At 69.8% G+C, this 26,098-nt stretch carries 22 protein-coding genes and 1 pseudogene; 15 read left to right on the forward strand and 8 right to left on the reverse strand.

Annotated features, from left to right (window positions below; all coding sequences use genetic code 11):
* Positions 1-487: 487 nt before the first annotated feature.
* From AC1RQF_RS27585 to AC1RQF_RS27595, 3 genes are all read left to right on the forward strand, one after another.
* Positions 488-1,180, forward strand: coding sequence for an alpha/beta hydrolase (locus AC1RQF_RS27585; RefSeq protein ID WP_273996698.1), 693 nt, complete (start codon positions 488-490; stop codon positions 1,178-1,180).
* A gap of 82 nt (positions 1,181-1,262) precedes the next feature.
* Positions 1,263-2,144: a Dyp-type peroxidase gene (locus AC1RQF_RS27590; RefSeq protein ID WP_492873405.1), complete on the forward strand. Its 882-nt coding sequence runs from the start codon at positions 1,263-1,265 to the stop codon at positions 2,142-2,144.
* A 72-nt stretch (positions 2,145-2,216) separates the two neighbouring features.
* The gene (locus tag AC1RQF_RS27595) at positions 2,217-2,768 is read left to right on the forward strand and encodes a GNAT family N-acetyltransferase (protein ID WP_492873395.1); all 552 of its coding nucleotides are present in this window, start codon (positions 2,217-2,219) and stop codon (positions 2,766-2,768) included.
* 23 nt (positions 2,769-2,791) lie between these two features.
* Here AC1RQF_RS27595 and AC1RQF_RS27600 read toward each other — a convergent pair whose 3' ends face one another.
* Positions 2,792-5,086: an aconitate hydratase gene (locus tag AC1RQF_RS27600; protein ID WP_492873396.1), complete on the reverse strand. Its 2,295-nt coding sequence runs from the start codon at positions 5,084-5,086 to the stop codon at positions 2,792-2,794.
* A 118-nt stretch (positions 5,087-5,204) separates the two neighbouring features.
* On the opposite strand from AC1RQF_RS27600, the gene AC1RQF_RS27605 reads away from it, so the two are divergent.
* On the forward strand, positions 5,205-6,104 hold the full coding sequence (locus tag AC1RQF_RS27605; protein WP_492873397.1) for a LysR family transcriptional regulator: 900 nt from the start codon (positions 5,205-5,207) through the stop codon (positions 6,102-6,104).
* Between the two features lie 21 nt (positions 6,105-6,125).
* Here AC1RQF_RS27605 and AC1RQF_RS27610 read toward each other — a convergent pair.
* Positions 6,126-6,507, reverse strand: a pseudogene (locus AC1RQF_RS27610) (OsmC family protein); the annotation flags it as partial.
* Between the two features lie 423 nt (positions 6,508-6,930).
* Here AC1RQF_RS27610 and AC1RQF_RS27615 point away from each other — a divergent pair.
* Together AC1RQF_RS27615 and AC1RQF_RS27620 are read left to right on the forward strand one after the other, a co-directional pair.
* Positions 6,931-7,722, forward strand: a complete 792-nt coding sequence (locus tag AC1RQF_RS27615) for an SDR family oxidoreductase (RefSeq protein ID WP_273996694.1) — start codon at positions 6,931-6,933, stop codon at positions 7,720-7,722.
* A gap of 346 nt (positions 7,723-8,068) precedes the next feature.
* On the forward strand, positions 8,069-8,602 hold the full coding sequence (locus tag AC1RQF_RS27620) for a murein hydrolase activator EnvC family protein (RefSeq protein ID WP_492873398.1): 534 nt from the start codon (positions 8,069-8,071) through the stop codon (positions 8,600-8,602).
* 464 nt (positions 8,603-9,066) lie between these two features.
* Here AC1RQF_RS27620 and AC1RQF_RS27625 read toward each other — a convergent pair whose 3' ends face one another.
* Positions 9,067-10,278, reverse strand: a complete 1,212-nt coding sequence (locus AC1RQF_RS27625) for an MFS transporter (protein WP_273996693.1) — start codon at positions 10,276-10,278, stop codon at positions 9,067-9,069.
* 339 nt (positions 10,279-10,617) lie between these two features.
* Here AC1RQF_RS27625 and AC1RQF_RS27630 point away from each other — a divergent pair, with 339 nt between their 5' ends.
* Positions 10,618-12,705, forward strand: a complete 2,088-nt coding sequence (locus tag AC1RQF_RS27630; protein WP_492873399.1) for a TonB-dependent receptor — start codon at positions 10,618-10,620, stop codon at positions 12,703-12,705.
* Between the two features lie 315 nt (positions 12,706-13,020).
* Positions 13,021-13,449: a hypothetical protein gene (locus AC1RQF_RS27635; protein ID WP_492873400.1), complete on the forward strand. Its 429-nt coding sequence runs from the start codon at positions 13,021-13,023 to the stop codon at positions 13,447-13,449.
* 26 nt (positions 13,450-13,475) lie between these two features.
* Here the strand turns inward: AC1RQF_RS27635 and AC1RQF_RS27640 are convergent, their stop codons facing one another.
* The 3 genes from AC1RQF_RS27640 to AC1RQF_RS27650 form a co-directional block, all read right to left on the reverse strand.
* Entirely contained in the window at positions 13,476-14,534 is a 1,059-nt protein-coding gene (locus AC1RQF_RS27640) for an AI-2E family transporter (RefSeq protein ID WP_273996690.1), read from the reverse strand.
* 166 nt (positions 14,535-14,700) lie between these two features.
* Positions 14,701-15,285 (reverse strand): BPSL1445 family SYLF domain-containing lipoprotein, encoded by a 585-nt coding sequence (locus AC1RQF_RS27645; RefSeq protein ID WP_273996689.1) that lies wholly within the window; start codon positions 15,283-15,285, stop codon positions 14,701-14,703.
* Between the two features lie 73 nt (positions 15,286-15,358).
* Positions 15,359-15,745: an ElaB/YgaM/YqjD family protein gene (locus AC1RQF_RS27650; protein WP_273996688.1), complete on the reverse strand. Its 387-nt coding sequence runs from the start codon at positions 15,743-15,745 to the stop codon at positions 15,359-15,361.
* Positions 15,746-16,171: 426 nt separating this feature from the next.
* Between AC1RQF_RS27650 and AC1RQF_RS27655 the strand changes: the two genes are divergently transcribed.
* A complete protein-coding gene (locus AC1RQF_RS27655; protein ID WP_273996687.1) occupies positions 16,172-17,548 on the forward strand; it encodes a sigma-54-dependent transcriptional regulator in 1,377 nt (458 codons plus the stop codon).
* Positions 17,545-18,624, forward strand: coding sequence for a two-component system sensor histidine kinase NtrB (locus AC1RQF_RS27660; RefSeq protein ID WP_273996686.1), 1,080 nt, complete (start codon positions 17,545-17,547; stop codon positions 18,622-18,624). The genes AC1RQF_RS27655 and AC1RQF_RS27660 overlap by 4 nt, the downstream gene beginning before the upstream one ends.
* A gap of 165 nt (positions 18,625-18,789) precedes the next feature.
* On the opposite strand, the gene AC1RQF_RS27665 is transcribed toward AC1RQF_RS27660, so the two are convergent.
* Entirely contained in the window at positions 18,790-20,709 is a 1,920-nt protein-coding gene (locus tag AC1RQF_RS27665; RefSeq protein WP_492873401.1) for an ExeM/NucH family extracellular endonuclease, read from the reverse strand.
* Positions 20,710-20,817: 108 nt separating this feature from the next.
* Here AC1RQF_RS27665 and rrtA point away from each other — a divergent pair, with 108 nt between their 5' ends.
* The 4 genes from rrtA (at position 20,818) to AC1RQF_RS27685 (ending at position 23,842) form a co-directional block, all read left to right on the forward strand.
* Positions 20,818-21,426, forward strand: coding sequence for a rhombosortase (rrtA, locus tag AC1RQF_RS27670; protein ID WP_273996684.1), 609 nt, complete (start codon positions 20,818-20,820; stop codon positions 21,424-21,426).
* 167 nt (positions 21,427-21,593) lie between these two features.
* Positions 21,594-21,947: a YciI family protein gene (locus tag AC1RQF_RS27675; RefSeq protein ID WP_273996683.1), complete on the forward strand. Its 354-nt coding sequence runs from the start codon at positions 21,594-21,596 to the stop codon at positions 21,945-21,947.
* 145 nt (positions 21,948-22,092) lie between these two features.
* Positions 22,093-22,515, forward strand: coding sequence for a YciI family protein (locus AC1RQF_RS27680; RefSeq protein WP_273996682.1), 423 nt, complete (start codon positions 22,093-22,095; stop codon positions 22,513-22,515).
* Between the two features lie 58 nt (positions 22,516-22,573).
* Positions 22,574-23,842 carry an RNA polymerase sigma factor gene (locus tag AC1RQF_RS27685; protein WP_273996681.1) on the forward strand — a complete coding sequence of 423 codons (1,269 nt, stop codon included), beginning with the start codon at positions 22,574-22,576 and terminating at the stop codon, positions 23,840-23,842.
* A 203-nt stretch (positions 23,843-24,045) separates the two neighbouring features.
* Here AC1RQF_RS27685 and AC1RQF_RS27690 read toward each other — a convergent pair whose 3' ends face one another.
* Entirely contained in the window at positions 24,046-24,264 is a 219-nt protein-coding gene (locus tag AC1RQF_RS27690) for a hypothetical protein (RefSeq protein WP_273996680.1), read from the reverse strand.
* A gap of 68 nt (positions 24,265-24,332) precedes the next feature.
* Here AC1RQF_RS27690 and AC1RQF_RS27695 point away from each other — a divergent pair.
* A partial coding sequence (locus tag AC1RQF_RS27695; protein WP_492873402.1) for a beta strand repeat-containing protein occupies positions 24,333-26,098 on the forward strand: 1,766 nt, incomplete at its 3' end.

A 26,098-nucleotide genomic window follows, 5' to 3' on the forward strand; every position in this document is an offset into this window, starting at 1 on the left:
CCGCGAAGACGGCGACGTTAAGACTCGCGCCGTGGGACTGCGAACATGGAGGTGGCGGGCGTGTACGACATCATGCTGCACCTCCGTTATGTAGAGTGATGGAAGAAGCGGGATACGAGCGTCAAGCTCGTGGAGCGATTTTAGCGATATGGCGTGCGAACTGCAACGGTCTGAGCGCGGATGTTGCCGGATCGAGACGATGCGGCGCGCTGCGATCTCAGCGTGCGCGCCGTGCTGCGCGCACGCGCCGATCCGCGCCGAGCGCGACGCAAACCGGGGCCGCGCGGCGTCACTGCGCAGGCCTGTTTTGCAATCGGTGCGCGTGCGCGCGGCAGACGCCGCGCTCGACTACACTGCGTGCGTTCGACCGTCCCGCGTGCGTTTCGGTGCGCGGTGCCGGGCGTTCGTCGCGCGCAGCTTTCGCCGATCGGCTGCGGGGCGCGTTTGCGATCGGCGCCATGTTTGATCCATCGAAGGGAGTCAGGCCATGAGCAAGCAACCCGCGATTGTGCTGGTCCACGGTTTTTGGGGCGGGGCCGCGCACTGGAGCAAGGTGATCGTCGAACTGGCGCGGCGCGGGCATCGCAACCTGCACGCCGTGGAAATACCGCTCACGGCGCTCGCGGATGATGCCGAGCGCACCCGCAAGATGATCGCGCAGCGCGGCGGCCCGGTGCTGCTGGTCGGTCACTCGTATGGCGGCGCGGTGATCACCGAGGCGGGCACGCATCCGGACGTGGTCGGGCTCGTCTACATCGCGGCGTTCGCGCCGGACGCCGGGGAAAGCCCCGGCGGCATCACGCAGGCGCATCCGCCTGCGGCCGTCGCGAACATCGCGCCCGACAGCGATGGTTATCTGTGGGTTCGGCCCGATGCGTTCCATGACAGCTTCTGTCAGGACCTCGGCGCGGACGAGGCGCTCGTGATGGCGGTCACGCAAAAGGCGCCGCTCGCGCGCACCTTCGGCGACGCGATCAGCACGCCGGCGTGGCGCACGAAGCCGTCGTGGTACCAGGTGTCGAGCGAGGATCGGATGATCGCGCCCGACAACGAAGCGCGGATGGCCGCGCGGCTCGACGCGCGCAAGGTCGTCACGTTGCCGGCGAGCCATGCGTCGCTGGCGTCGCGGCCGGTCGAGGTGGCCGCGCTGATCGACGAGGCCGCCGCCGCGCTCGCTTGAGTGCCCGCGCCCGGTCCGCCCGCGCGCGGCGGCCCGGGCGCTTGTGGGACAATCGACGGTTTCAACGCAGTTTGGGGCAATGATGAGCGACTTTCAGCAAGGCATTCTGACGCCGATCTCGTCGGCGGGCCGCTACCTTTCCTTCACCCTGTCCGACGTGGATGCCGCGCCGCGCGTGCTGGCCGCGCTGCGCGATGCGGTGGACGGCCGCGGCACGGTGGTGGGCGTCGGGCCGTCGCTGGTGCAGGCGCTGGGCAAGCGGATCGATGGCTTGAAGGAATTTCCCGATCTGTCGGTGCCGGGCGCGCCGGTGCCGTCGACGCCCGCCGCGCTGTGGGTCTGGTTGCGCGGCGAGGATCACGGCGACGTGGTGCTGCGCTCGCGCGCGCTGGAGCGCCTGGTGGCGCCGGCCTTCGCGCTCGACAGCGCGGCCAACGCGTTCCGCTACGCCGACGACCGCGACCTGTCCGGCTACGAGGACGGCACCGAGAACCCCGAAGGCGACGAGGCGCTCGAAGCGGCGTTCGTCGCGGGCAAGGGCGCGGGGCTCGACGGTTCGAGCTTCGTCGCGGTGCAGCAGTGGGTGCACGACTTCGACAGGATGGCGGCGATCCCGGGTTCGGAGATGGACAACATCATCGGCCGCCGCCAGGACGACAACGAGGAACTGGAAGATGCGCCCGCCTATGCGCACGTGAAGCGCACCGAGCAGGAAAGCTTCAACCCGGAAGCGATCGTGCTGCGCCGTTCGGCGCCGTGGGCCGACGAGCGGCGCGCGGGGCTGTACTTCGTGGCGTTCGGCTTCTCGTTCCGCGCGTTCGAGGTGCAGATGCGCCGCATGGTCGGCGCGGTCGACGGGATTCACGACGGCCTGTTCCGCTTCACGCAGCCGATCACGGGCGCGTTCTTCTGGTGCCCGCCGATGAAGGACGGCAAGCTCGACTGGTCCGCGCTCGGCCTGTAAGGTCGCCGCGCGCGGCATGCCCGGCCGCCGCCCGGCGGCCGGCGGCAATCGATTCCGGAGCACGCTTCGTTCATGGCGACGCCCACTGAAGCCGCGCCGTTCACCTGCCGTCGCGCGACCGCCGCCGACGCGCTGCGCCTCGGCGCGCTCGCGATCCAGGTATTCCTCGACACCTATGCGCCCGACGGCATCCGCGACGACCTCGCGCGCGAAGCGCTGATGGTCTATGCGCCGGAGCGCTTCGCCGCCCTGTTCGACAGCCCGTCCGTCGAGCTGATCGTCGCGGAGCGCGGGCCCTGTCTGCTGGGCTTCGCGCAGTTCGCGCACGGATGCGACGTGCCGGGGCAGGGCAATGCCGTCGGTACGGAGCTGGAGCGCCTGTACGTGCAGCGTCCGTTCAAGGGTGCGGGCATCGGCAGCGCGCTGCTGGCGCGCGCCGAGGCGCGTGCGGCGGACAGCGGGGCATCCCTGTTGTGGCTGACCGCGTGGAGCGGCAATCTGCCGGCGCGGACGTTCTATGCGGCGCGCGGCTACGCCGAGATCGGCATCACGCACTACGTGTTCGGCGGCAACGCCTGCGAGAATCGCGTATTCGCCAAACCGCTCGCGGACGGCGGCCGCTGATCCGGCCGCCGTCCGCGCAGCGCTTACGCGCCCGCGCTTCCCCTTGGCACGACGTTCAAGGCCGAGCCTGCCTGGAACCAGCGGATCTGCGCCTCGCCGTAGCTGTGCCGCAGCCGGATCGTCTCCACTTCGCCGTCCGCATGATGGATCCGGCAGGCGACCGGCTTGCCCGGCGCGAGTTGCGCGAGGCCGATCAGATCGAGCCGGTCGTCGGCGCGGATGCGTTCGTAGTCGGCCGGATCGTCGAAGCGCAGCGCGAGCAGGCCCTGCTTCTTCAGGTTCGTCTCGTGGATCCGCGCGAAGCTGCGCGCGATCACGGCCACGCCGCCCAGGAGGCGCGGCGACAAGGCCGCATGCTCGCGGCTGCTGCCCTCCCCATAGTTGAAATCCCCGACGATCACCCACGACACGCCCGCCGCGCGGTAGGCGCGCGCGGCCTCGGCGGGCGTCACGTCGATCACGCCGCCCAGCACGTCGGTGCGCCCGGCCGCGCCGGTGTACGCGTTGATCGCACCCGACAGCAGGTTGTCGCTGAAACGTTCGAGATGGCCGCGAAAACGCAGCCACGGGCCGGCCGGCGAGATGTGGTCGGTGGTGGTCTTGCCGCGCGTCTTGATCAGCACCGGCAGCGCCTCGAAGTCGCGGCCGTGCCACGCGGGCCACGGCCGCAGCACCTGGATCCGCTCGCTGGCGGGGTCGACGGCGACCTCGATCGCGCGCCCGTCCGCCGGCGGCGCGACGTAGCGGTCGCGGCCGCGCTCGAACGCGCCGGGCGGTACTTCCGGCGCGGCGCGCGGCGGCGCGAGCCGGAACGGCTGGCCGTCCGCGCCCGTCAGGGTGTCGCGCTGCGGATCGAACGACAGGCGTCCCGCGAGCGCCCAGGCCGTGACGATCTCGGGGCTCGCGATCAGGTTGGCCGTGGTCGGCGCGCCGTCGTTGCGGCGCGGGAAATTGCGGTTGTACGAGGTGACGATCGTGTTCGGCTCGGCATTCGCGGACGCGTCGCGCCGCCACTGGCCGATGCACGGGCCGCATGCGTTGGCGAGCACGGTTGCGCCGATGCCGTCGAGCGCGTCGAGCTGGCCGTCGCGCGTGATCGTCGCGCGCACCTGTTCGGAGCCCGGCGTCACGAGGAACGGCACCGCGGCGCGCAACCCGTGCGCCGCGCCTTGCGCGGCGACGTCGGCCGCGCGGCTCATGTCCTCGTAGGATGAATTCGTGCAGCTGCCGATCAGCGCGGCCGACAGTTTCTCCGTGAGCGCCGCGGTTTCATCCGTCGGCGCCTGCTTCATCTGCGCGGCGAGCGTCGCGACCGTGCGCGCGCGGTCCGGCGAGTGCGGCCCGACGACATGCGGCTCCAGCGTCGACAGATCGATCCGCACGACCCGTTCGTAGAATGCTTCGGGATCCTGTTCGACTTCGGGGTCGGGCGCGAGCAGCGCGGCGTGCGCCTCGACGAGCGGCACCAGATCCGCGCGTCCCGTCGCGCGCAGGTAGGCGGCCATGCGCGCGTCGGCGGGGAACAGCGAGGTGGTTGCGCCCAGCTCCGCGCCCATGTTGGTGATGGTGGCCTTGCCGGTCGCGCTGATCGTGCGCGCGCCCGGGCCGATGTATTCGATGATGGCGTGGGTGCCGCCCGCGACCGTCAATTCGCCCGCGACGCGCAGGATCACGTCCTTCGGCGCGGTCCAGCCGCTCAGCGCGCCGCTGAGATACACCGCGATGCGGCGCGGATAGAGCACCTCCCACGGCAGTCCGGCGAGCGCTTCGACCGCGTCGGCGCCGCCGACCCCGATCGCGCAGGCGCCGAGCCCGCCCGCGTTCGGCGTGTGCGAATCGGTGCCGATCAGGAGCGCGCCGGGGAACGCGTAGTGTTCGAGCACGACCTGGTGGATGATGCCCGCGCCCGGCTCCCAGAAGCCGAGCCCGTATTTCGCGGCGGCGCTGCGCAGGAAGGTGTAGACCTCGCGGTTTTCCGCGAGCGACGCGCTGAGATCCGCGCGACCCTCGACGCGGGCCTGGATCAGGTGGTCGCAGTGGATGCTCGCCGGCACCGCGACGCGGTCGCGGCCCGTCTGCATGAATTGCAGCATGCCAGTCTGGCCGAGCACGTCCTGGAACATGACGCGGTCGACCCGCAGCGCGAGCTGGCTTTCGCCGGGCACGAGCGCCTGGGTTTCCGGGTCGTCGAGGTGGCCGAGCAGGATCTTGTCGGCGAGCGTGAGCGGGCGCGCGAGGCGCCGCCGCACGGTCGCGAGGCGACGTTCCATGTCGGCGTACAGGCGCGCAAGCGCCGCGGTGGGAATGAATTCGGACATCGATCACTCCTTGCTGATATCGGTTTGTGGGGTGGATGGATGCGATCGCAGGCGGAGTGTGCGCGTGACGAGGAAACACGTAAAATGAATTTATTGCGCGAATTAATCAATTTTTCTGATGAAAATCGATATCCTCGGCGTACAGGCTTTTGTCGCGATTGCCGATCGCGGCGGCTTCCAGAACGCGGCCGATGCGCTGTCGGTCACGCAGACGGCCATCACCCAGCGCTTGCGCAAGCTCGAGGACTATCTCGGCGTCGCGCTGTTCGAACGCACCACGCGCTCGGTCGCGCTGACCCACATCGGGCGCGCGTTCCTGCCGCAGGCGCGCCGCTTGCTCGGCGAGCTGTCCGATGCGCTGACGGAAATTCGCGAAAGCGGACAGGCCGCGCGCGGCGACGTGTCGATCGCGTGCGTGCCGACGGTCGGCGTGCAATTCCTGCCGAGCATCCTGCAGGCGTATTCGGCGCGTTATCCGGACAATCGCGTGAAGGTGCTCGACCATGCGTCGTCGGCGGTGACCGACGCGGTGCTGCATCGCGAAGCGGAATTCGGCATCCAGATCGCGAGCGCGCGGCATCCCGAGCTGGTCGGCGAGCCGCTCGTCGAGGATCAGTTCGTGCTGATCTGCCACGACAGCCATCCGCTCGGCGCGCGCCGGAAGGTGCCGTGGCGCGCGCTCGTGCCGTATCCGCTGATCGTCGCGGGCGAGGTGAGCGCGAACCGCGCGCTGCTCGACGCGGCGCTCGGCGATCTCGCGCCGCGCGCGCATTACGAGGTGCAGCGCAGCTCGACGGCGCTCGGGCTCGTCGCGGAGGGCGTCGCGGCCGCGGTGGTGCCGCGGCTCGCGGTGCAGAAGGGCGCGTATCCGCGCATCCGCATGATCGAGCTGGTCGAGCCGGTGATCTCGCGCGCGCTGGTGCTCGTGACCCGACGCAGCGCGCAGCTCTCGCCGGCCGCGCAGGCGCTGTACGACCTGATCGCCGAGCGGGCCCGCGCGCCGAGGCGGCGGAACTGAGCGGGCGGTGCGTCGGCGCGGCGTCGTGTCGATCCGCGTGCCGCGCTTGATGAACAGCATCACGGGCGTCTTCTCGCTGATGGCCGCGAGCCGCCCGCGTTGCGCATCGTCGATGCTGATCGTGCGCCGCACGTATTGCACGCCGTCGCGATCCGCGTGCAGCGCCGCGCGCACGCTCAGGTGAGCGTCGGGTCAGCGCCTTGCGCCGCATGGACATGCGCAGCGTCGCGGCCGCGCATTGCGCGAGGCCGGACAGGACGAATTCAGACGGCGCGGGGCCGCGATTCGCGCCGCCTTCGCGCGGATTCTCGTCGCCGTGCAGGCGATACGTACCGGCTTCGACGGCGACGCGATAGTCGGGGGCGTCGACGGGCAGGTCGTCGGCGGCGTGGATCAGGGACATGAGGATTCCCGGCGGGTTCGTCCGCAACGGACGCGAGGCGCACGGGCCCGGCCGTTTCCGGCGGGCGGCGCGCGTATGACGGGGAGCGGGCGGTGTCGATCGGCGATGGGCCGCGATGACGAGCAGGTTCGGGGCCGAGAGCATGACGTCGGGCGAATGGCCGTGCGGGAACACGGCGTCGATCGGCTTGCATGACGCGCGCGTGTTTCGGCCGCATCGACGCGCTGTCCCGCGGGCGCGCCCGGTGCGTGGGCGATGGCGCCTCGTGAGGCGTCGCACAGTACTGTATCTTGCGTCTGCGGCGGGCCGTCGTCAGGCGGACGCCGTGCCCCATGCCGACGGCCGGCGGCCGTCCGCGAGGGCCCGACCTCGGGCGCGGCGAACGATCGCCGCGCGTATCGACTTCTCAATCCGGGAGCGTTCATGACTCGAACTATCGCGCCTCGCCTCGCGGGCAAGTGCGCATTCATCACCGGCGCGGCGGGCGGCATCGGCCGCGCGATCGCGACGCGCATGGCCGAACACGGCGCGAAGGTGTTCCTGACCGACGTGGCGGACGCCGACGTGCTCGCCGCGCTGGTCGCCGAACTCAACGCGGCCGCCGGCGCGACCGTCGCGTTCGGCGCGCGCCAGGACGTGTGCGACGGGGCCGCCTGGCAGGCCGTGCTGGCCGAGGCGCGCGATGCGATGGGCGGCCTGTCGGTGCTGGTCAACAACGCGGGCGTTGGCTCGATGGGCACGGTCGAGCAGGTCGCGCTCGACGAATGGCGGCGCGTGATGGCGGTCAACGTCGAGAGCATCGTGCTCGGCATCCGGCATGCGCTGCCGCATTTGCGCGAGAGCCAGCCTGCCTCGATCCTCAACATCTCGTCGGTGGCCGCGTTCAAGCAGGACCCGGACTACCTCGCGTACAACGCCTCGAAGGCGGCCGTCGCGTCGCTGACCAAGTCGGTCGCGATCGATTGCGCGCGCCAGCGCATCGACGTCCGCTGCAATTCGCTGCATCCGTCCTTCATTCGCACCGGCATCGTCGAACCGTTGTTCGCGCAACTGGGCGAGCGCGACGCGAAACGCAGGCTGCTGCGCGGCGTGCCGATGAACCGGCTCGGCGAACCCGACGACGTCGCGCTCGCGGCGATCTACTTCGCCTCCGACGAGAGCCGCTACGTGACGGGCGCGGAACTCGTGATCGACGGCGGCATGTGCGCGGTCTGACGCGCGTTGCCGCGCGCTTCGCCGTCGACGGAATCCGGCGGGCGCGCCCGGATCGCCCGGCGCGTTCGCGTGTGACGCGGTAGCCGCCGTCGGCGGAATGCAAAGCACGGGGAGGGAACGCGTCAGCCACGTGTCGGCGCTTTGCGGTCTTTCGTGGAGGCGAGCGCGCATGGCGAGGCGCTTCATCGATCGAGGCGCGCGATCGTTTCCGCGCATTGCACTGTAAGCGGTGTAATTCAATGTAAACCGTGCGAATGCGTGCTTGGGCCGCGTGCTATTACTCGTCGACGCGCGGCGATGTGCCGAGGCCGCGTCATTCCCCGCCTGCACGCAAACAGGAGCCGTGATGTCGACGAATACGCCGCCCCCGACCCCGCACGACGGTCTATCTTTCCTGCCCGCGCTTGCGCGCCGCACCGCGTGCGCCGCGGCGCTCGCGTGGCTCGGCGCGTGCGCGGGCCCGGCGTCCCGGCCGCCCGTCGCGGGCGCGCCCGTCGGCCATGCGCAGGTGGCCGCGATCACCTTCATGTGGCCGGCGAACGGGACGGTGTTGAAACCTGCCGGCGCGGCGAGACATCCCGGCATCGATATCGGGGGGCGCGCCGGCCAGCCGGTCGTCGCGGCCGCCGGCGGGCGCGTCGTTTACGCGGGCAACGGCCTGCGCGGCTACGGCAACTTCGTGATCATCAAGCACGACGAAATCTATTTGAGCGCCTACGGGCACAACCGCGCGCTGATGGTCAAGGAAGGCGACGTGGTAAGGCAGGGCCAGCAGATCGCCGAAATGGGCGACAGCGATGCGCAGCGCGTGATGCTGCATTTCGAGATCCGCCGCAAGGGCGCGTCCGTCGATCCGCTCGTCTATCTTCCGCCGCGTTGATGTCGCTGCCGTTCACAGTGTGACGGCGAGCTGACGCGCAGCCGGAAAACAAAAACGCGCCACGGCAGAAGCCGTGGCGCGGCAATTAATCCAGTCAGGAGGGGGGGAACGAATGACTGGAGGGTCTGGTCGCTTCAAAACCACCGCAGCTGGGACCGCGAAACGATGGGCTCGAAGCAGGGTCCATTGTTGGTGGGCCGCCACGCCAAGTCAATTTCGGCAAATTAAGCTTCTTTACCGCGTATTGCAGATGTATCGGCGCGCGGTGTGTCGGCATGCGAAGCATGGGCACAGAAGGTCGCTTGGCGACACGGTTTACACGCCGGACGCGACGCGGAGCGCGTGCGTTGAATTATTACGAGGCGCGCATTATCGCGTTCGATCATTCCGCCGACGAATCGCTGCGCGAGCCACAACCGAGGACGCTCTGCATTCCGGAGCGATGACGCGGCAGCGCCTGTCGCCTACCGGGGACCGTTCTCGGCCAACGCGCCGCGCGTCGCATCCGGTGCGCTCCGCCGCCGCGCGGCGATGCCGGCGAGAATCACGAGCGCGCTCGCGAGCGTGAAGCCCGTGCACATCCAGGCGAGCGGTTTCATGCCGAGCGCGAGAAACGGCGCGACCGCCTGGGTCGCGAGCGCCGCGCCGCCGAGCCCGAAGAACATCAGGAGGCCCGCCGCGCGTCCGGCCGAAGCCGGGTCGGCGGCGAGCGCGCGCGCCATCGAGCCCGGCCCGCGCAGGCCGAGCGAACCACAGAACAGCATCCACGCGCCGATCACCTGCGCGGTGGAGCGCCAGTCTGCATAGGCGAGGACCATGAACCACGCGGCCGCGACGACCTGCAGCGCAGCGCCGAGCGCGATCACGCGGTCGAGCCCGTGGCGATCCGACCAGCGGCCGCTGCGCGACGACGTCACGATGAAGGCGCCGACGCCGCACGCTTGCAGCAGCGCGAAGGTCGAGGGTCCTTCATGCAGCCACAGCTCGACCAGTTGCGGCGCGCTCGCGACGAATGCGAGCAGGGCGGCGAAACACAGCGCATGACCGAGCGCATAGCCGAGGTAGGTCGGCGAGCGCAGCAGGCGGCCATAGCCGCCTCGCGGCGCATCGTGCGCGCGGGCGGGCGGATCGGCAGGCAGCACGCGCAGCGCGACCGGCATCACGAGCACGGAGAGCGCGACGATGACCCAGAACGTCGCGCGCCAGTCGGCGACCAGCAGCAGCGCGGCGCCGAGTACCGGCGCGAGCCCCGGCACGACGCTCTCGATGATGCCGAGCCACGCGAGCGCACGCACCGCGCGGTGGTCGGCGAAGCGCTGCCGGATCAGCGTCGGCACGACCACCATGGCCGCCCCGACGCCGAAGCCCTGCGCGACGCGCGCGGCGATCAGCGTCGTCATCGACGGCGCCGATGCGCACACGACCCCCGCCGCGATCTGCAGCAGCACGGCGAACACGAGCGTGCGGCGGCTGCCGAAGTGATCGGCGGCGGGGCCCCAGACGAGTTGCGACAGGGCGAGCGCGGCGGAGAACACCGCGAGCGTCGCCTGCGCGCCCGCGATCGATCCGCCCAGCTGGTCGGGCAGCGACGGCACGGCGGGCAGGTACAGGTCGGTGGCGAGCAGGCCGATGGCGGTCAACAGGGCCAGCGGCAGGATGGTCCAGAGGGATTTCATGCGTGAATCGGTCAGGCGGACGTCGGATTTCGAGGGCCAGACAGTATCACGCTCCCCGCCGCGCGCCGGCCGTCTTTGACAGGCGGCTCACAGGACGAGGATCGAACACGCACGTTCCGTAAGGGATTGGTGATGGATTTGAAATGATATAACATATCAAAGCCAAGACTCGCGCGCCGACGGATCGCTTTCAGCGGCCGGCCGGCGCGCGCATGAGGCAGGCAACAGGGCGGGCGTGCGCATTCGATATGATACGTTATATCGTTTCGGTGTCGAGAATGACACCGGGATATGTCGCGTCGGTCCTGTCCGATCCATTCATCCACAGCGACCACCGCGATGCGCGACCACCCTCGTCCCGACCTTGCTTCGTTACGCAAACTCCCTCCGTTTTCCCTGCTGCTGATCGCGAGTTTCGCGCACGCTCAGCAGACCGCTGCGGCCGAGGCGGCCGCGTTGCCGCGCGCGACGCTCGCGCCGGTGTTCGTGACCGCGAACCCGCTCGGCGACGCCGACCTGATCGCGCCCACCGCATCCGTGTCCGGCGATGCGCTCACGCTGCGTCGGGGCGACTCGCTCGGCGAGACGCTGAACGGCTTGCCGGGCGTCTCGACGACCACCTACGGCCCGCTGGTCGGCCGCCCGATCATCCGCGGCATGGACGGCGACCGGATCCGGCTGCTGCAGAACGGCGTGGCCGCCTACGATGCATCGTCGCTGTCGTACGACCACGCGGTGCCGCAGGATCCGCTGAGCATCGAGAAGGTCGAGATCGTGCGCGGGCCGGCCGCGCTGCTGTATGGCGGCAATGCGGTCGGCGGCGTCGTGAACACGATCGACAACCGGATTCCGCGCGAGGCGCTGCAAGGCGTGAGCGGCGCGCTCGACGCGAGCTACGGCGGCGCGAACAACGCGCGCGCGGGCGCGGCGATGGTCGAGGGCGGCAATGGCCGCTTCGCGTTCCACGCGGATGCGTATGACCGCGAGACCAGCAAGCTGCGGATTCCCGGCTTCGCGCACTCGGCGCGCCAGCGCGCGCTCGACGGCCCGGACGCGAACCAGCCCGAGGGCAGCATCCCGAACAGCGACGGCCGCTGGCATGGCGGTTCGGTCGGCGGCTCGTACACCTGGGCCGACGGTTATGCGGGCTTATCGTATAGCGGGTTCGAATCGAACTATGGCTCGGTCGCCGAGAGCGATGTCCGTTTGCGGATGCGCCAGGAGCGCGTCGCGTTCGCATCGGAGCTGCGCAACCTGAGCGGCCCGTTCTCGCGGCTGAAGTTCGATTTCGCGTACACCAACTACCAGCACAAGGAGATCGACGACGGCGTGACCGGCACGACCTTCCGCAACCACGGCTACGAGGCGCGCATCGAGGCGCGTCATCGTCCGCTCGGGCCGCTGGAAGGCGCGATCGGCGTGCAACTCTCGCAGAACACGTTTTCCGCGCTCGGCGAGGAGGCGCTCGTGCCGACCGCGCAGACCACCAACGTCGCGCTGTTCGGCCTCGAGGAGTGGCGGGCGACCGACGCGCTGAAGCTCAGCATGGGCGCGCGCCTCGAACACGTGAAGCTCGATCCGACGCCGGCCGGCAACGCGCGTTTCGCGGGGGCGCGTTCGCGCGACTTCAATGCGGGCAGCCTGTCGGCGGGGGCGCTGTACAAGCTCGCGCCGGCCTGGTCGGTGGCGGGCAATGTGTCGTACACGGAGCGCGCGCCGACGTTCTACGAGTTGTATGCGAACGGGCCGCACGGCGCGACCGGCCAGTACCTGATCGGCAACCCGGACGCGCGCAAGGAAAAGGCCGTGTCGACCGATCTGTCGCTGCGCTATGCGAGCGGTCCGAATCGCGGCAGCGTCGGGGTGTTCTACAACCGGTTCATCAACTACCTGACCGAGTACAACACAGGGCGTCTCGTCGACGACGATGGCGACGTCGTCACGCCCGGCACCGACGATGCGCTGCGCGAGGCCGTGTATCGCGGCGTGCGGGCGGAGTTCTACGGGGTGGAGCTGGACGGCAAGTGGCGGGTGTACGAGAAGGGCGCGCACCGCGTCGATGTCGGGCTCAGCGCCGACTACACGCATGCGCGCAACGCGGAAACCGGCGAGCCCTTGCCGCGCATCGCGCCGCTGCGTGCGTCGCTGAGTGCGGATTACGGCTACGGGCCGTTCGGCGCGCGCGCGCAGCTCACGCATGCGTGGGCGCAGCACCGGGTGCCGGAGAATGATCTGCCGACCGACGGCTATACGTCGCTGGGGCTCGTGCTGACCTACAAGTTCCGGATGGGCCCGACGCAGTGGCTCGCGTATGTGCGCGGCGATAACCTGACCAATCAGGAGATTCGCTATGCGAGTTCGGTGGTGCGGGATATCGCGCCGCAGGGCGGGCGCAGCGTGATGGTGGGGATGCGGACGACGTTCTGAGCGGCGGGCGGGGCGGCTCTTTTCCGGTGGGGAGGGGCCGTTTCCGGCCCGGGGCTGCTTTTCACGTCGCCTCGAAGCGCTTGTTTGCCCGCGAAGTCGATTGCCCTGCGCCGGCATGACGGTCGGCATTACCGCTGAAGCAAGTGCGCCTCTTGGCGTTCGCAGGCCGGCATCCGGCTCGTCACGCGCTGACGCCGCCCCCTTCTGTTTCGCCCCGTTCGTTTGTAAGATAGGCGCCGCGCCGCCGCCATCCCGTGCGGCCGTCGCCGGCGCGCGCGCCGCACATATTCCTACATTCCTGTTCGAGGGGGCGTCATGACTGTTCTTTCCTTCACCCGCGGCGTCGCGGGCGCCGCGCTGCTGGTCGGCGGCTCGTGGTGCGCGGCCGCGCCGCTGTGCCAGTCGCAGACGATCGGCGCGCATACGTCGAAAATCTGCATCGAGCAGACGCCGTTCCAGCACGACTACTACACGCTGTGGGTCGACAACGCGCCGCTGCTGATGCTGCCCGACGACTACATCGAGAAAGTGTCGCTCACGCACACGGTGCCCGAGGATGCGGGCGTCGAATTCCCGCTGTCGAAGCAGGGCACGCCCACCGTCACGATCGCGGGCGGCTGCACGCCGATCAGCGAGACCCAGACCAAGGGCGGCGAGACGGTCAGCCTCGAAACCGGCCGGGTCTGCTCGTTCACGTGGGGCAAGGAGACGATCGTCAAGGCCCTGCGCTTCACGTTCGAATGACGCGCGCGCGGCGCCGCGATGCGCGTTCAGCGCGCCTCGTCGGCCTCGCCGCGCGCGAACAGATCCCAGCTCGCCATGAACAGCGCGGCGACGAGCGGCCCGATCACGAAGCCGTTGATACCGAACAGCGCCATGCCGCCGAGCGTCGAGATCAGCACGACCCAGTCGGGCATCTTGGTGTCCTTGCCGACCAGGATCGGGCGCAGCAGGTTGTCGACGAGCCCGATCACGCCCACGCAGAACGCGACCAGGATCACGCACTTCCACACTTCGCCCGCCATCAGGAAGTACAGCGCGGCGGGCACCCACACGAGGCCCGCGCCGATCGCGGGCAGCAGCGACAGGAAGGCCATCAGCGAGCCCCACAGGATCACGCCCTGGATCCCGAGGATCCAGAAGATCAGCCCGCCGAGCGCGCCCTGCACGAGCGCGACCGCGATGTTGCCCTTCACGGTCGCGCGCACGACGGTCGTGAACTTGGCCAGCAGGTGCTGCTTGTGCTCTTCGTCGAGCGGCAGCGCGCGGCGCACGCGGCGGCCGATCTCGCCGCCGTCGCGCAGCAGGAAGAACACGAGGTACAGCATCACGCCGAAGCTCACGACGAACTGGAAGGTGTTCTGGCCGATGCTGAGCGCCTGCGTGGCGACGAACTGGCTGATCGCGGCCGCGCCGTCCGTCAGCTTCTTCTGGATGCTCGGGATGTCGGCCAGCCCGTAGTTGCCGAGGATGCGCTGCACCGAGTGCGGCAGCGCATGCATCGCTTCCTTGAAATATTGCGTGAGGTTCGGCTGGATGTCCTTGACCTGCTGGTACGCATAGGCGATTTCCTGCACCAGCGTGCCGACCACGAACACGAGCGGCAGGATCACGATCAGGATGATCAGCAGCAGGGTGGCCAGCGCGGCGAGATTGCGGCGCTTGCCGAAGCGCGCGGCGAGCCAGCGCTGGACCGGCTGGAACAGGATCGCCAGGATGGTGCCCCAGAAGATCGCGCCGAAGAACGGCAGCAGGATCCAGCACAGCCCGATCGTGGCGACGAACAGCAGAAGGTGAAAGAATTTTTGGTGTACGGTTCCGCTATCCATAGTGTGCTCTGCAGAAAGGGTGAGCGGCGCGGCCCCCGGCCGGGCGGGCGCCGCACAATGCCCGGAGTATGCCTGCAACGCCGCCCGCGTGATAGGGGCGGCGCCATCATGCGAAACGCCGCGGCGGGCGCCGCGGCGTTTCGGGTGGGGCGAGGGCGCGCCGCGCTTACAGCTTCAGGCGCGTGACCTTGGTGCCGTTCACGGACAGGTCGCCCATCAGGCCGGCATTGGTCAGCACGATCGCCTCGACCGGCGCGGTTGCCGTGGTGGTGTCGATCGCGCCGTTCGCGCCCATCTTCACGAGCGCCACCGAGGCGTCGCCGCCGGCCGACCAGCCTTGCGAGTTGCGGAATTTGTCGAGCGCGTCCTGCGTCATGAACAGGAAGATCACCGCCTTCGACTGCGCGCCCGCCTGCAGGCCGACCGACAGCGACGACGTGTTGTAGTAGCCGACGGTGCCGCCGCCCACGCGCAGCGCGCCGTTGCCCGATTGCGCGCCGACGATGAAGCCGGCCTGGAGCACGCTCGGGAACACCAGCACGCCGCGCGACTTGGCGACGAGTTCACGCGAACCCGGCACCGTCGAATACAGGCGCGACAGCGTCGCGTCGACGCTCGCGTTGATCGACTGGCGGGTCGAGGCATCGGCCGACGCGGTCGCGGGCTTGTCCGGCGTGGTGGTGCAGCCGGCGAGCGCGAGGCTGCCCAGTACCAGGGCCGTGGCGGCCTTCATCACAAGAGCTTGACGCATGTTTTTTCTCCTTCGTTTGTCGTGCGGGTTGGAATTCGGTAAGGCGCGCGACCGTGCGCGGCCGCGCCGCCGATCAGCGGCGCGCGAGCAGCAGGCCGGCGATGAAAGCAAGGCCGGCAACCGCGCCGGCGGTCTGCCACGGGTTCTCGCGCACCACCTGCGAGACCCGCTCGGCCGATTCGCGCAGCCGGTACGACGCGCCGTCGGCGGCGTCCTCGAGCGTGCCGCGCGCCTCGTCGAGGCGGCCCTGCAGGCGCTTGCGCAGCGCGGCGAGATCGCCGTCGTTGCCGTCCTTGAGCAGGCCGTCCAGTTCGTCGACGAGCGAGCGCATGTCGTCCTTCACGTCGGCGTGCAGGTCGCGGGCGGCGGAGCGGGTGCTGCGCGCGACCCGGCGGCCGGTGCGGCGGACCTCGGACAAGCCGCGGTCCAGCTTGTGTTCGACGCTGTCGGTAAGTGCCATGATGTTCGTGCTCCCTGGATAGTGAGTGAGATCAGGATGACTGGCGGACTCCGTACCTTGGGAGTCGCATTTCCGCGGCAAGTTTCGCAAGCGCCATGCCAAGCCTTCGCGCAATGCGCGGAAACCCTTGTACCGCAAGGCGCGCGGCCAGATGAAACAAAATGTCAGGAAATGTGGGGGGGCGTACGGGCTGGAAAATCTTGCCGGGGGCCGGGCGTTTCGTGCCGGTAACTCTGTCCGGGGGGCGGCGGCCTGGGCGGGCCGCATGGGAACGGCGCGCCGACGCGCACGCGAGCCCGGGCGGGTTCCATGCTACCTTCGGCGCACGGCGGAGAGCGGGGCTGGCATCCGTCGTGCTTCTGCCGATGTTTCCGCGCGGGCGACCGTCGCCCGCGCTCGACGAACCCGAGCCTGACTTTCACGCCCATGCCTCACGCCCTCATCATCGAAGACGATCCGAACAGCCTGCGCGCGCTCACGCGCATCGCGCAGAAAGACGGCTTCTCGACCGACGAAGCCGCCGACCTCGCCCAGGCGCGCGCATGCCTGAACAAGACCGTGCCCGACATCGTGCTGGTCGACGTGAACCTGCCCGACGGGCTGGGCCTCGACCTGTTGCCCGAATTGCCCGAGTTCGCGCCGGGGCGCAGCGTGCCGGTGGTCGTGATGACCGGCAATGCGACGCTCGAGACCGCGGTCGAGAGCCTGCGGCTCGGCGTGTGGGACTACCTCGACAAGCCGGTGGACGTCACGCGGCTGCGCAATCTGCTCGCGCGCGTACCGCGCACGGGCGACCTGCATGCCGAGGTCGAGACCCTGCGCCGCACATTGCGCGACATGGGGCGCTTCGGCGAGATGGTGGGCCGCTCGCCCGCGATGCAGAAGGTCTACGACCACCTGGGCCGGGTCGCGCCGACCGAGGCGAACGTGTTCATCTGCGGCGAGAGCGGCACCGGCAAGGAAGTGGCCGCGCGCACCGTGCATCAGCTGAGCCGCCGCGCGAAGGGGCCGTTCGTCGCGCTGAACTGCGGCGCGATCGCCGCGAACCTGATCGAGAGCGCGCTGTTCGGCCACGAGCGCGGCGCGTTCACCGGCGCGACCCACGCGCACGCCGGCCTGTTCGAGCAGGCGGCGGGCGGCACGCTGTTTCTTGATGAAATCACCGAGATGCCGGCCGACCAGCAGGTCAAGCTGCTGCGCATCCTCGAAACCCGCACGTTCCACCGGGTCGGCGGCAAGGAGACGCTGAACGCGGATTTCCGGCTGATCTCGGCGACCAACCGCGAGCCCGAGCGCGCGGTGCGCGACAACGTGCTGCGGCTCGACCTGTATCACCGCCTCAACACGTTTCCGGTGCTGCTGCCGCCGCTGCGCGCGCGTGGCGACGACCTCGCGCTGCTCGCGCAGCGTTTCCTCGACATGCTCAACGAGACCGAACGCACCACGAAGCATTTCTCGGCGACGGCGCTCGCGCGGCTCGCGACGCATGGCTGGCCCGGCAACGTGCGCGAGTTGCGCAACATCGTGCAGCGCGCGTACATCCTCGCCGACGAGGTGATCGAGGCGATCGAGTTCGATCCGACGAACCTCGCGCCCGAGACGACGGCCGCGCCGGCCGCGATGCCCGCGAACGCCGCGCTGATTCCGGCCGGCACGCCGCTCGCGGATGCCGAGCGGCAGCTGATCGAGGCGGCGATGGCGGCGTCCGACGGGGTGCGCACGCGCGCCGCGTCGATGCTCGGGATCAGCGTGAAGACCCTCTACAACAAGCTCAAGAGCTTCGACCTGGAATCACGGGAATGACCGGCAAGCCTGAATCCACCGCGCTGTGGCGCAACCCGAGCCGCTCGATCCGCGGCCGCTTCTCGGCGCTGAGCCAGGTGCTCAATGTCGGCGCGATGCTGCTCGACGAGCACGCGGAGGTCGAGTTCGCGAATCCCGCCGCGCTCGATCTGATCGGCGCGCGCGGCGAGGCGGATGCGGCCGACGCGTGGTCCGCCTGCCTGTCGGACGAGCTGCGCGGGCGGCTGGTCGCGATGGAGAGCGGCGGCGCGCCGTTGCGCGCGCAACTGGTGGGCCGGCACGACGACCAGCCGATCCCGCTGCGCGTGGAGGCGTACCGGCTCGACGAGGACGACGGCAACGGCTTCCTCGTGCTGCTGAAGGCCAAGCATGCGGGCGACATCCTCGAAGCGGACCTCGTGCAGGCGTCGCAGATGCGCAACCTGGTCAAGCGCTTCGCGTCGGCCACCCACGAGATCCGCGCGCCGCTCAATGCGCTGTCGCTGAACTGCCATCTGCTGCAGACGGCGCTTGACGAGAGCGGCGGCGACACCGGGCCGGCGCGCGAGCACGTCGACGTGATCGTCAGCGAGCTGAAGCGCCTGAACGGACTCCTGAACGAACTGATCGAGGAAACCCGGCCGCCCGTCAGCCAGCAGACCTCGTTCGATCTGGTGCTGCTGGTCGAGCAGGTGACGAAGCTGGTTCATCCGTATGCGGAGTCGCGCGGCGTGAAGCCCGTGAACCGGCTCGGCAGCGACGCGATCTGGGTCAACGGCTATCCGGACCGGCTGAAGCAGGCGGTGCTGAACATCCTCAACAACGCGATCGAGGCGATGCCGGAGGGCGGCACGCTGACCGTGACGACCGCGTCGACCGACGCCAGCGCGACGGTCGAGATCGCCGACACGGGCAAGGGCATGCCCGCCGAGATGCTCGACGACATCTTCCGCCTGCACTATTCGACCAAGAAGAGCGGCAGCGGGATCGGGCTGTATGTCGCGCGCCTCGTGGCCGAATCGCACGGCGGCGACCTGCTCGTCGAGAGTGCGGAAGACGCGGGCAGCACCTTCACGTTGATGCTGCCGCGCGCGTGACGAGCGTGACGCGCCGGGAGGGGCCGGGCGCGGACCGGTCAAACGGGCCCCAACTAAGCGCGGCCTGATCAAGCGTGACTTGATCAAGTGTGATCCGGCCAAACGCAGCCCGGCCAAACGCAGCCCGGCCAAACGCAGCCCAATCAAACGCAGCCCGGCCGCGCGTCAGCGCCGCCGCGCGCGGCGCGCGAACACGAGCGCCGCGCCCGTGCCCGCGAGCAGCAGGAACCACGGGTCCAGCGCGCCGCCGCCCGACTCGGCCGCGCCGCCGCCCGTGCCGGCGCGCACTTCCGCGGACGGCGGATCGGCGAGCGCGAGGTCGATCAGCACGGGGTCGTGGTCGGACGAGCGATACGCATCCGCCGCGTAGTAGGTGTCGCGCTGCTCCTTGCTTTTGTAGCTGAACGTGTACTGCAGCGCGATCGGCTCGTCGGCGTTGATGTGCCATTCGTTGACCGAGGCGACGCGCGCCGCGAGCGTCGGCGAGGCGAGCGCGTGATCGATGTAGCCGGCCTCGCCGTTGTACACGTAGCTGTAGGCCGAATCGCCCACGAACCGCGCGACGAGGTTCACGTAGCCGCGCCCTTCGAGCAGGCGGACCGGGTCTTCCTTCGCATAGCTGTTGAGATCGCCGATCAGCAGCACGCCGTCGGCGGATGCGCCCGTCGGGTTGCCGGCCAGCCAGTCGGCCAGCTTGCCTGCCGCCCGCACGCGAGTGGCGTTCCAGCAGCCCTGGCCGTCGCCCTGGTCGAGATCGTCGCCGGCCGCGTCCGGGCAGTTCTTCGACTTCAGGTGATTGACCGCGATCGTCACGCCGCGCGCGCCGCCGATGCGGCGGAAGGTCTGCGCGAGCGGCTGGCGGTTCTTGTTGTCGATGTCGAGCGTCGCGGGGCGGCCGACCGGCTCGACCGCGCGGCTGTTGTAGATCAGCGCGACCGCGATCGCGTCGCCGCCGAGCTTCGGCAGCCCCGGGTCGACCACGCGCCAGCCGTCGCCCAGTCTGGCCGCGAGCTGGCGCACCGCGCCCAGTTCGCCGTAGCCGTTGTTGGCGATCTCCATGAGGCCGATCACGTCCGCGTCGAGCCCGCGCAGCGCGGCGAGAATCTTGGTTTCCTGCCGCTCGAATTCTTCCGCCGACTGCGCGCCGCGATTGTTCGGATCCTTGAAGCCGCCGCCCTTGCCGTCGCCGTTGAAGTAGTTGAGCACGTTGAACGACGCGACCCGCAGGTCGGCGTTCGGCGCGCGCGCGGGCGCCGCGGCGCGCGGGTTCGAGGCTGCGTCGAAGCTCGGCGCGGGCGCGCCGGGCACCGGCTGCAGCCGCCACGCGCTGTAGCGCATTTCGAGCACGCCCTCGACGCCGCTGACCGTGTAGCCCGCGCGCAGCGTGTTGGGCGCGCTGAAGCCCGGCGCGGGATACGGCACGGATGCAGGGTTGGACTTGTTGGAGCCGTCGTCGAGCACCAGGCGGTTGAGCGCGTTCGCGTCGGCCTGCGCCTTTGTCTGCGCGGGCGGCGCGACGTTGGTCGGGTTGCGCAGCCGGCCGTTGCTGAGCAGCACGCTGCCGTAGCGGCCGAGTTCGTAGACCTCGCTCACGGTCAGCTTCTGCGGCAGCCGCACGAGCATGCCTTCGTATGCCGCGAAGGTCGACGGATCGGCGACCGGCAGCGTGAGCGTCGCGGGCGTGACGGTCTGGCCGCTCGCGCATACCGCGATGCCGCCCGACAGCGTGAGCTGGGTCTGCCCGAATTTTTCCTCGACCTTGCCGCTCACGCGGACGAGATCGCCCGCGTTCGCGCGCAGCTTCGGCGCGTAGACGAACAAGCCTTCCGAGACGCCGGGCCGATGCTGGCGCTGGGCGTCGGCCTGCTGGACGAAGAAGCCGCCGAAGCCGTCGGCGCCGCCGTAGTCGGCGGTCACCACGGCTTCGATCGACACGGTCTGGCCGGCGAGCGGCGAGGGCCCGGCGCCGGCCTGGATGTCGGCGAGCAGCGTCGCGCCGCCGCCACAGGCGGGAAGCGGGGCGGCGCCGGCCGGGCCGGCGGCGAGCAGCGACAGCACGATCAAGAGAGAGGGCAGCGGGCGCATGGGCGGGTCCGATGAGTGGGCATTCCGAAAGACTAGGAAAGCATGATGACAGGCGTATGTAAGATTCGGACATCAACCGGTCATTCGGCCATGTTTTCCTGCGCGCACATGAATCGTTCCTTGCTCCCGCCCGTCGATGCCGACGCCGTCGCCTCGACCTGGCTTGCGCCGCGCGCGGGCTGGGGCGTCGCGGCGCTGCTGCCGATCATGCTGCAGGCGCTGCCCGCGCGGGTGCGGGATGCGCTCGCCTATGACCGCGTCGCGATCGCGACGGGCGAGGTCTGGCGGCTCGTCACCGGGCATTTCGTGCATCTGGGCTGGGCGCACTGCCTGCTCAACGTCGCTTGCGTCGCGCTGTGCGCGAGCGTGCTCGCCGCGCGCGGCCGCGCGTTCGTGACGCTCGGCGGGCTGGCCGCGGGCTGCGGGACGCTGCTATGGCTCGGCGCGCCGGAGGTGGCGCGCTATGTCGGGCTGTCGGGCGTCGTGTACGGCCTCGCGATGCTCGCGCTGTGGCCGTATGCGCGTCGTGATCCCGTGCTGTGGTTGGCGCCGCTCGCGATCGTCGCGCGGGTCGGCTGGCAGCTCGTCGCCGGCACGCCGCGCGCGGAAGCGACGTGGCTCGGCGGGCCGGTGATCGCGCAGGGGCACGTCGCGGGGCTGCTGACAGGGGCGGCCTGGGCTGCGTGGCGCGCACGCCGCTCAGGTCGCCGCGCTTGAGCCGAACCCAGGCCGAACCCAGGCCGAACCCGCGCCGAACCCGCGCCGAACCCAACCAACCGGGGCGCACCCGGGTGGACCCGCGCCGCGTCCCGGCTCACAATGCGAGCGCGGTTGTGCCGGGCCGCGCGCGTGCGCGGCCGTATGCCATTTCACCGGAGCGCTCCATGTCCTACCTGTTGCTGATCGTCGAACCGACGGACCAACGCGCGACGCGCACCCGCGAGGAAGGCGAGGCGTTGTACGCGCGCATGGCCCGCTTCGCCGACGCGCTGCGCGCACGCGGGGTTCTGCGCGCGGTCGAGTCGCTGGTCTCGGCCGATCAGGCGACCCGCGTGCGGGTCCGCCAGGGCGAGACGCAACTGCTCGACGGTCCGTTCGCCGAGGCGAAGGAGATGATCGGCGGCTTCTTCCTGCTCGATGTCGACACCGAGGACGAGGCGCTCGCGATCGCGAAGGCCTGTCCGGCCGCCGAGTGGTGCACGGTCGAAGTGCGCGAGGTCGGCCCGTGCTTCCTCTGAGCCGCGCTGCCCCGGTCGCATGCTAGGGGTTTTCCCCGGGTTCGACGCGCGGGATGTCGAACCCGGGTGACATCGCGCGTCGTAGGAACAAGGCGCCGGTTCGCGGCGTCCGTTCACGTTCACTTTGGCAGACAAGGAGCCAGCAATGCGATTCATGATCATGGTCCATGCGACCGCCAGCAGCGAAGCCGGCGTGATGCCGGACGAATCCCTGATTGCCGCGATGGCGTCCTATCACGAGGAACTCGCGAAGGCGGGCGTGCTGCTCGACGCCACCGGCCTGCGGCCGTCGTCCGACGGCTGGCGCATTCACTACGAGGGTGGCAAGGGCACGGTCGTCGACGGCCCGTTCGCGGAGACGAAGGAACTGATCGCGGGCTATACGCTGATCGAGGTGCGCTCGCGCGAAGAGGCGCTCGAATGGACGCGCCGCTTCCCCGCGCCGTTCGGCGAGCACGCGGCAGGCACGATCGAGGTGCGCCAGCTGTTCACGCTGGACGACTTCGAGCCCAGTCCCGCGGTCGAGCGTTTCCGCGGCATCGAGGGCGACCTCGAGGGCAATCGTTGAGGCGCGCGCGTCCTTCGCGCGGCGCGGCTTGCCGTCACGAGATCGGTCGGGAAGCCGCGTGAGCGCCACGCTGACTCATCGTGCGATCGAAGCCGTCTGGCGGATCGAGTCCGCGCGCGTCATCGCGCACGTCACGCGCTTCGTGCGCGACGTGGGGGTGGCCGAGGAACTGGCGCAGGACGCGCTGGTGGCGGCGCTCGAGCACTGGCCGCGCGAGGGCGTGCCCGAGCGTCCGGGCGCGTGGCTCATGACGACCGCGAAACGACGCGCGCTCGACTGGCTGCGCCAGGAGGCCCTGCACGCGCGCAAGCGCGATGCGCACGGGCTGGAGCTGGACGCGCTCGGAACTCACGTCGTGCCCGACTTCGTCGCCGCGCTCGACGCCGCGCGCGAGGACGATATCGGCGACGACCTGCTGCGGCTGATCTTCATCGCCTGTCATCCGGTGCTGTCGACCGAGGCGCGGGTCGCGCTCACGTTGCGGCTCCTGGGCGGCCTGACGACGGGCGAGATCGCGCGCGCGTTCCTCACGCCCGAGCCCACGATCGCGCAGCGCATCGTGCGCGCGAAGCGCACGTTGAGCGCCGCGCGCGTGCCGTTCGAGGTCCCGCCCGCCGACGAGCGCGCGGCGCGGCTCGCATCGGTGCTCGCGGTCATCTACCTGATCTTCAACGAAGGCTACGCGGCGACGGCGGGCGACGACTGGACGCGTCCCGCGCTGTGCGACGAGGCGTTGCGGCTCGTCCGCGTGCTGGTCGGGCTCGCGCCGGACGAGAGCGAGGCGCACGGGCTGGCGGCGCTGCTGGAACTCCAGGCGTCGCGCCTGCCCGCGCGCGCGGATGCGCAAGGCCGGCCGGTGCTGCTCGCGGACCAGGATCGCGGCCGCTGGGACCCGCTGCTGATCCGCCGCGGGCTGGCGTCGCTCGCCCGCGCCGAGGCGCTCGGCGGCGCGCGCGGCCCGTATGCGCTGCAGGCGGCGCTGGCCGCCTGTCATGCGCGCGCATCCAGCATGGCGGAGACCGACTGGGCGCGCATCGTCGCGCTGTACGAGACGCTCGCGCAGGTCGCGCCGTCGCCGGTGGTCGAGCTCAACCGCGCGGTCGCGATCGGGATGCTCGCCGGACCGGCGGCCGCGCTCGCGCTCGTCGACGCCCTGGCCGACGATCCGGCGCTCGCGCGCTATCCGTGGCTACCGAGCGTGCGCGGCGACCTGCTGGCCCGGCTCGGCCGCCATGCCGAGGCGCGGCAGGCGTTTCTGCGCGCCGCCGAGCTGACCGGCAACGCCCGCGAGCGCGCGCTGCTGCTGGAGCGCGCCCAGGCCGACTGACGCCCGTCGCCGGCCGCCCGTTGGCAACTGCCCGTCGCCCCCTTTCCCTTCCCTTGCCGCGCGTCGCCGCCCGGCCCGGCATCCATTGCATCGATTTCCGAAAATCTCGCCGCTGCGCGCGCAGTTTTATCAATATCTATTATTTTTATCGATCGGAATCGGTTTGATTTTGCAAATCGTAGATCTTTGTCCTAGCCTTTTCGTCAGCTGCCTATAAACCAAAAGTTAATGCAGTCGGATTTGCTCTCATGAGGGGGTGTCCGGAATGCTTCTGTAAGGCCGTTCCCGCCGCTGTTCCATTGCGTCATCAGATTCTCCCGCCCGGCCTCATGCTGCTTTCGCCCGGCAGGGATAGTTGTTGCCCGAAACCGGAAACGTTTCATAAAAAGAATTTCGCCATCAATACGAATGGTGCTCTGCATCGAAAAAATGATTTGAATCAAAAAGCCGTTGCATTGTTGACCGTTTTAAATCCATGACGAGGTGAAAAATGGGCCGTATTCGCCGTGAAAAAAATCAAGAAATTCCGAAATTCGTGCCCGCCGTGGGCGTGTTCTGCGCATTGGCGGGCGCGGGAATCGTTCCCGCGTATGCGGTGTGCAGCAGCGCGGGTCCCACGGTGAACTGCTCCGGCGTGGCGAACCCGCTGGCGCCGAGCTACTCGAACGCCGGCAGCGGTCTGAACGTCACCGTCAACAATGGCGCGAGCCTCGGCGTGCTGCTCGGCGTCGGCGGCACCGCGCTGTCGCTCCAGGGCAGCAACAACACGCTGACCAACAACGGCACTATCGATCCGTCCGCGCTCGGCACCGGGCTCGGCGTGCTGTCGAGCGGCGCCTTGATCGGCAATGCGTCGGCGGGCACGACGACCGTCACCAACAACGGCACGATGAACGGCGCGACGGGTGTCGCGCTGTCGGGCGTCACCGGGATGGCGCTCGGCGTGCAGAACGGCACGGGCGGCACCACCAACATCACCAATACCGGCGTCATCGGTTCGAACCCGCTCATCGGCGCGACCCTGGTCGGCGCGGACGCGCCTGTCGTGGCTGCGTACGGCGGCGGGCAGGTCAACATCAACAACAGCGGCACGATCACGGGACGCGTCGGGATGCAGGCGTCCGGCACGCCGGGCACGGGCAACACCTTCACCAACTCCGGCACCATCAACGGCAGCGTGTCGATGGGGGCGAACAGCACCAACACATTTACCGCCACCACCGGGTCGTCCGTGAACACCGCCGGTGGCACCGGGGTGCAGCTGAACCTCGGGATCGGCGCGGTCACGATCGGCCTCGCGGCCACCGGCACCGTGGACGGCGGCGCGGGCGGCAACAACACGCTGGTGCTGCAGCAGAACGGCGGCGGTCCGGCGACGGGTGCGATCAACAACGGCAGCTACATCAACTTCCAGAACCTGCAGGTCGGCAGCGGCACCTGGACCTTGACCGGCGCGTCGAGCGCGACGAATGCAGCGCTGAACGGCGGCGTCGCGATCATCGACAACAACGCGGGGCTCGGCACCGGCACCATCACGGGCAACGGCGGCGCGATCCAGAGCGCGAACTCCGGCGTCAATCTCAACAACAACGTCACGCTCAACGGCGGCGGGCTGACGGTGCAGGGCGGCAACAATCTCGGGCTGTCGGGCGTGATCAGCGGCGGCGGCGGCCTCACGCAGAACGGCACGGGCACGCTCACGCTGTCGGGTCCGAACACCTATACGGGCGGCACGGCGCTGAACAGCGGCGGGATCGTGCTCGGCAACGCCAACGCGCTGGGCACCGGCGCGCTGACGGTGGGCGGGGCGGCCACGCTCGACACGACCGCCGGCATGACGGTCGCCAACAACATCGGGATCAACAACGGCGCGACGCTCACGCTCGGCGGCAGCAACAACCTCGGCTTGTCCGGCGTGGTGTCGGGGGCGGGCGGCGTCACCAAGAACGGCCCGGGCACGACCACCCTGACGGGCGCGAACACCTATACGGGCCCGACCACGATCAACAGTGGCACGCTGGCGATCGGCGGAGGCGGCAGCCTCGCGCCGGCGAGCGCGGTGAACCTGGCAGGCGCGGGCGCGACCTTCGACATCAGCGGGGCGGGCGTGAACCAGACGGTCGGCGCGCTGTCCGGGGTGGCCGGTTCGACGGTGGCGCTCGGCGGCAACGGCCTGACTTTCGGCGACGCCACGAACCAGACCTTCGGCGGCGCGATCGCGGGCTCGGGCGGGATCACGAAGCAGGGCAGCGGCAC

Source organism: Burkholderia sp. GW821-FHT14F03 (assembly GCF_058803765.1).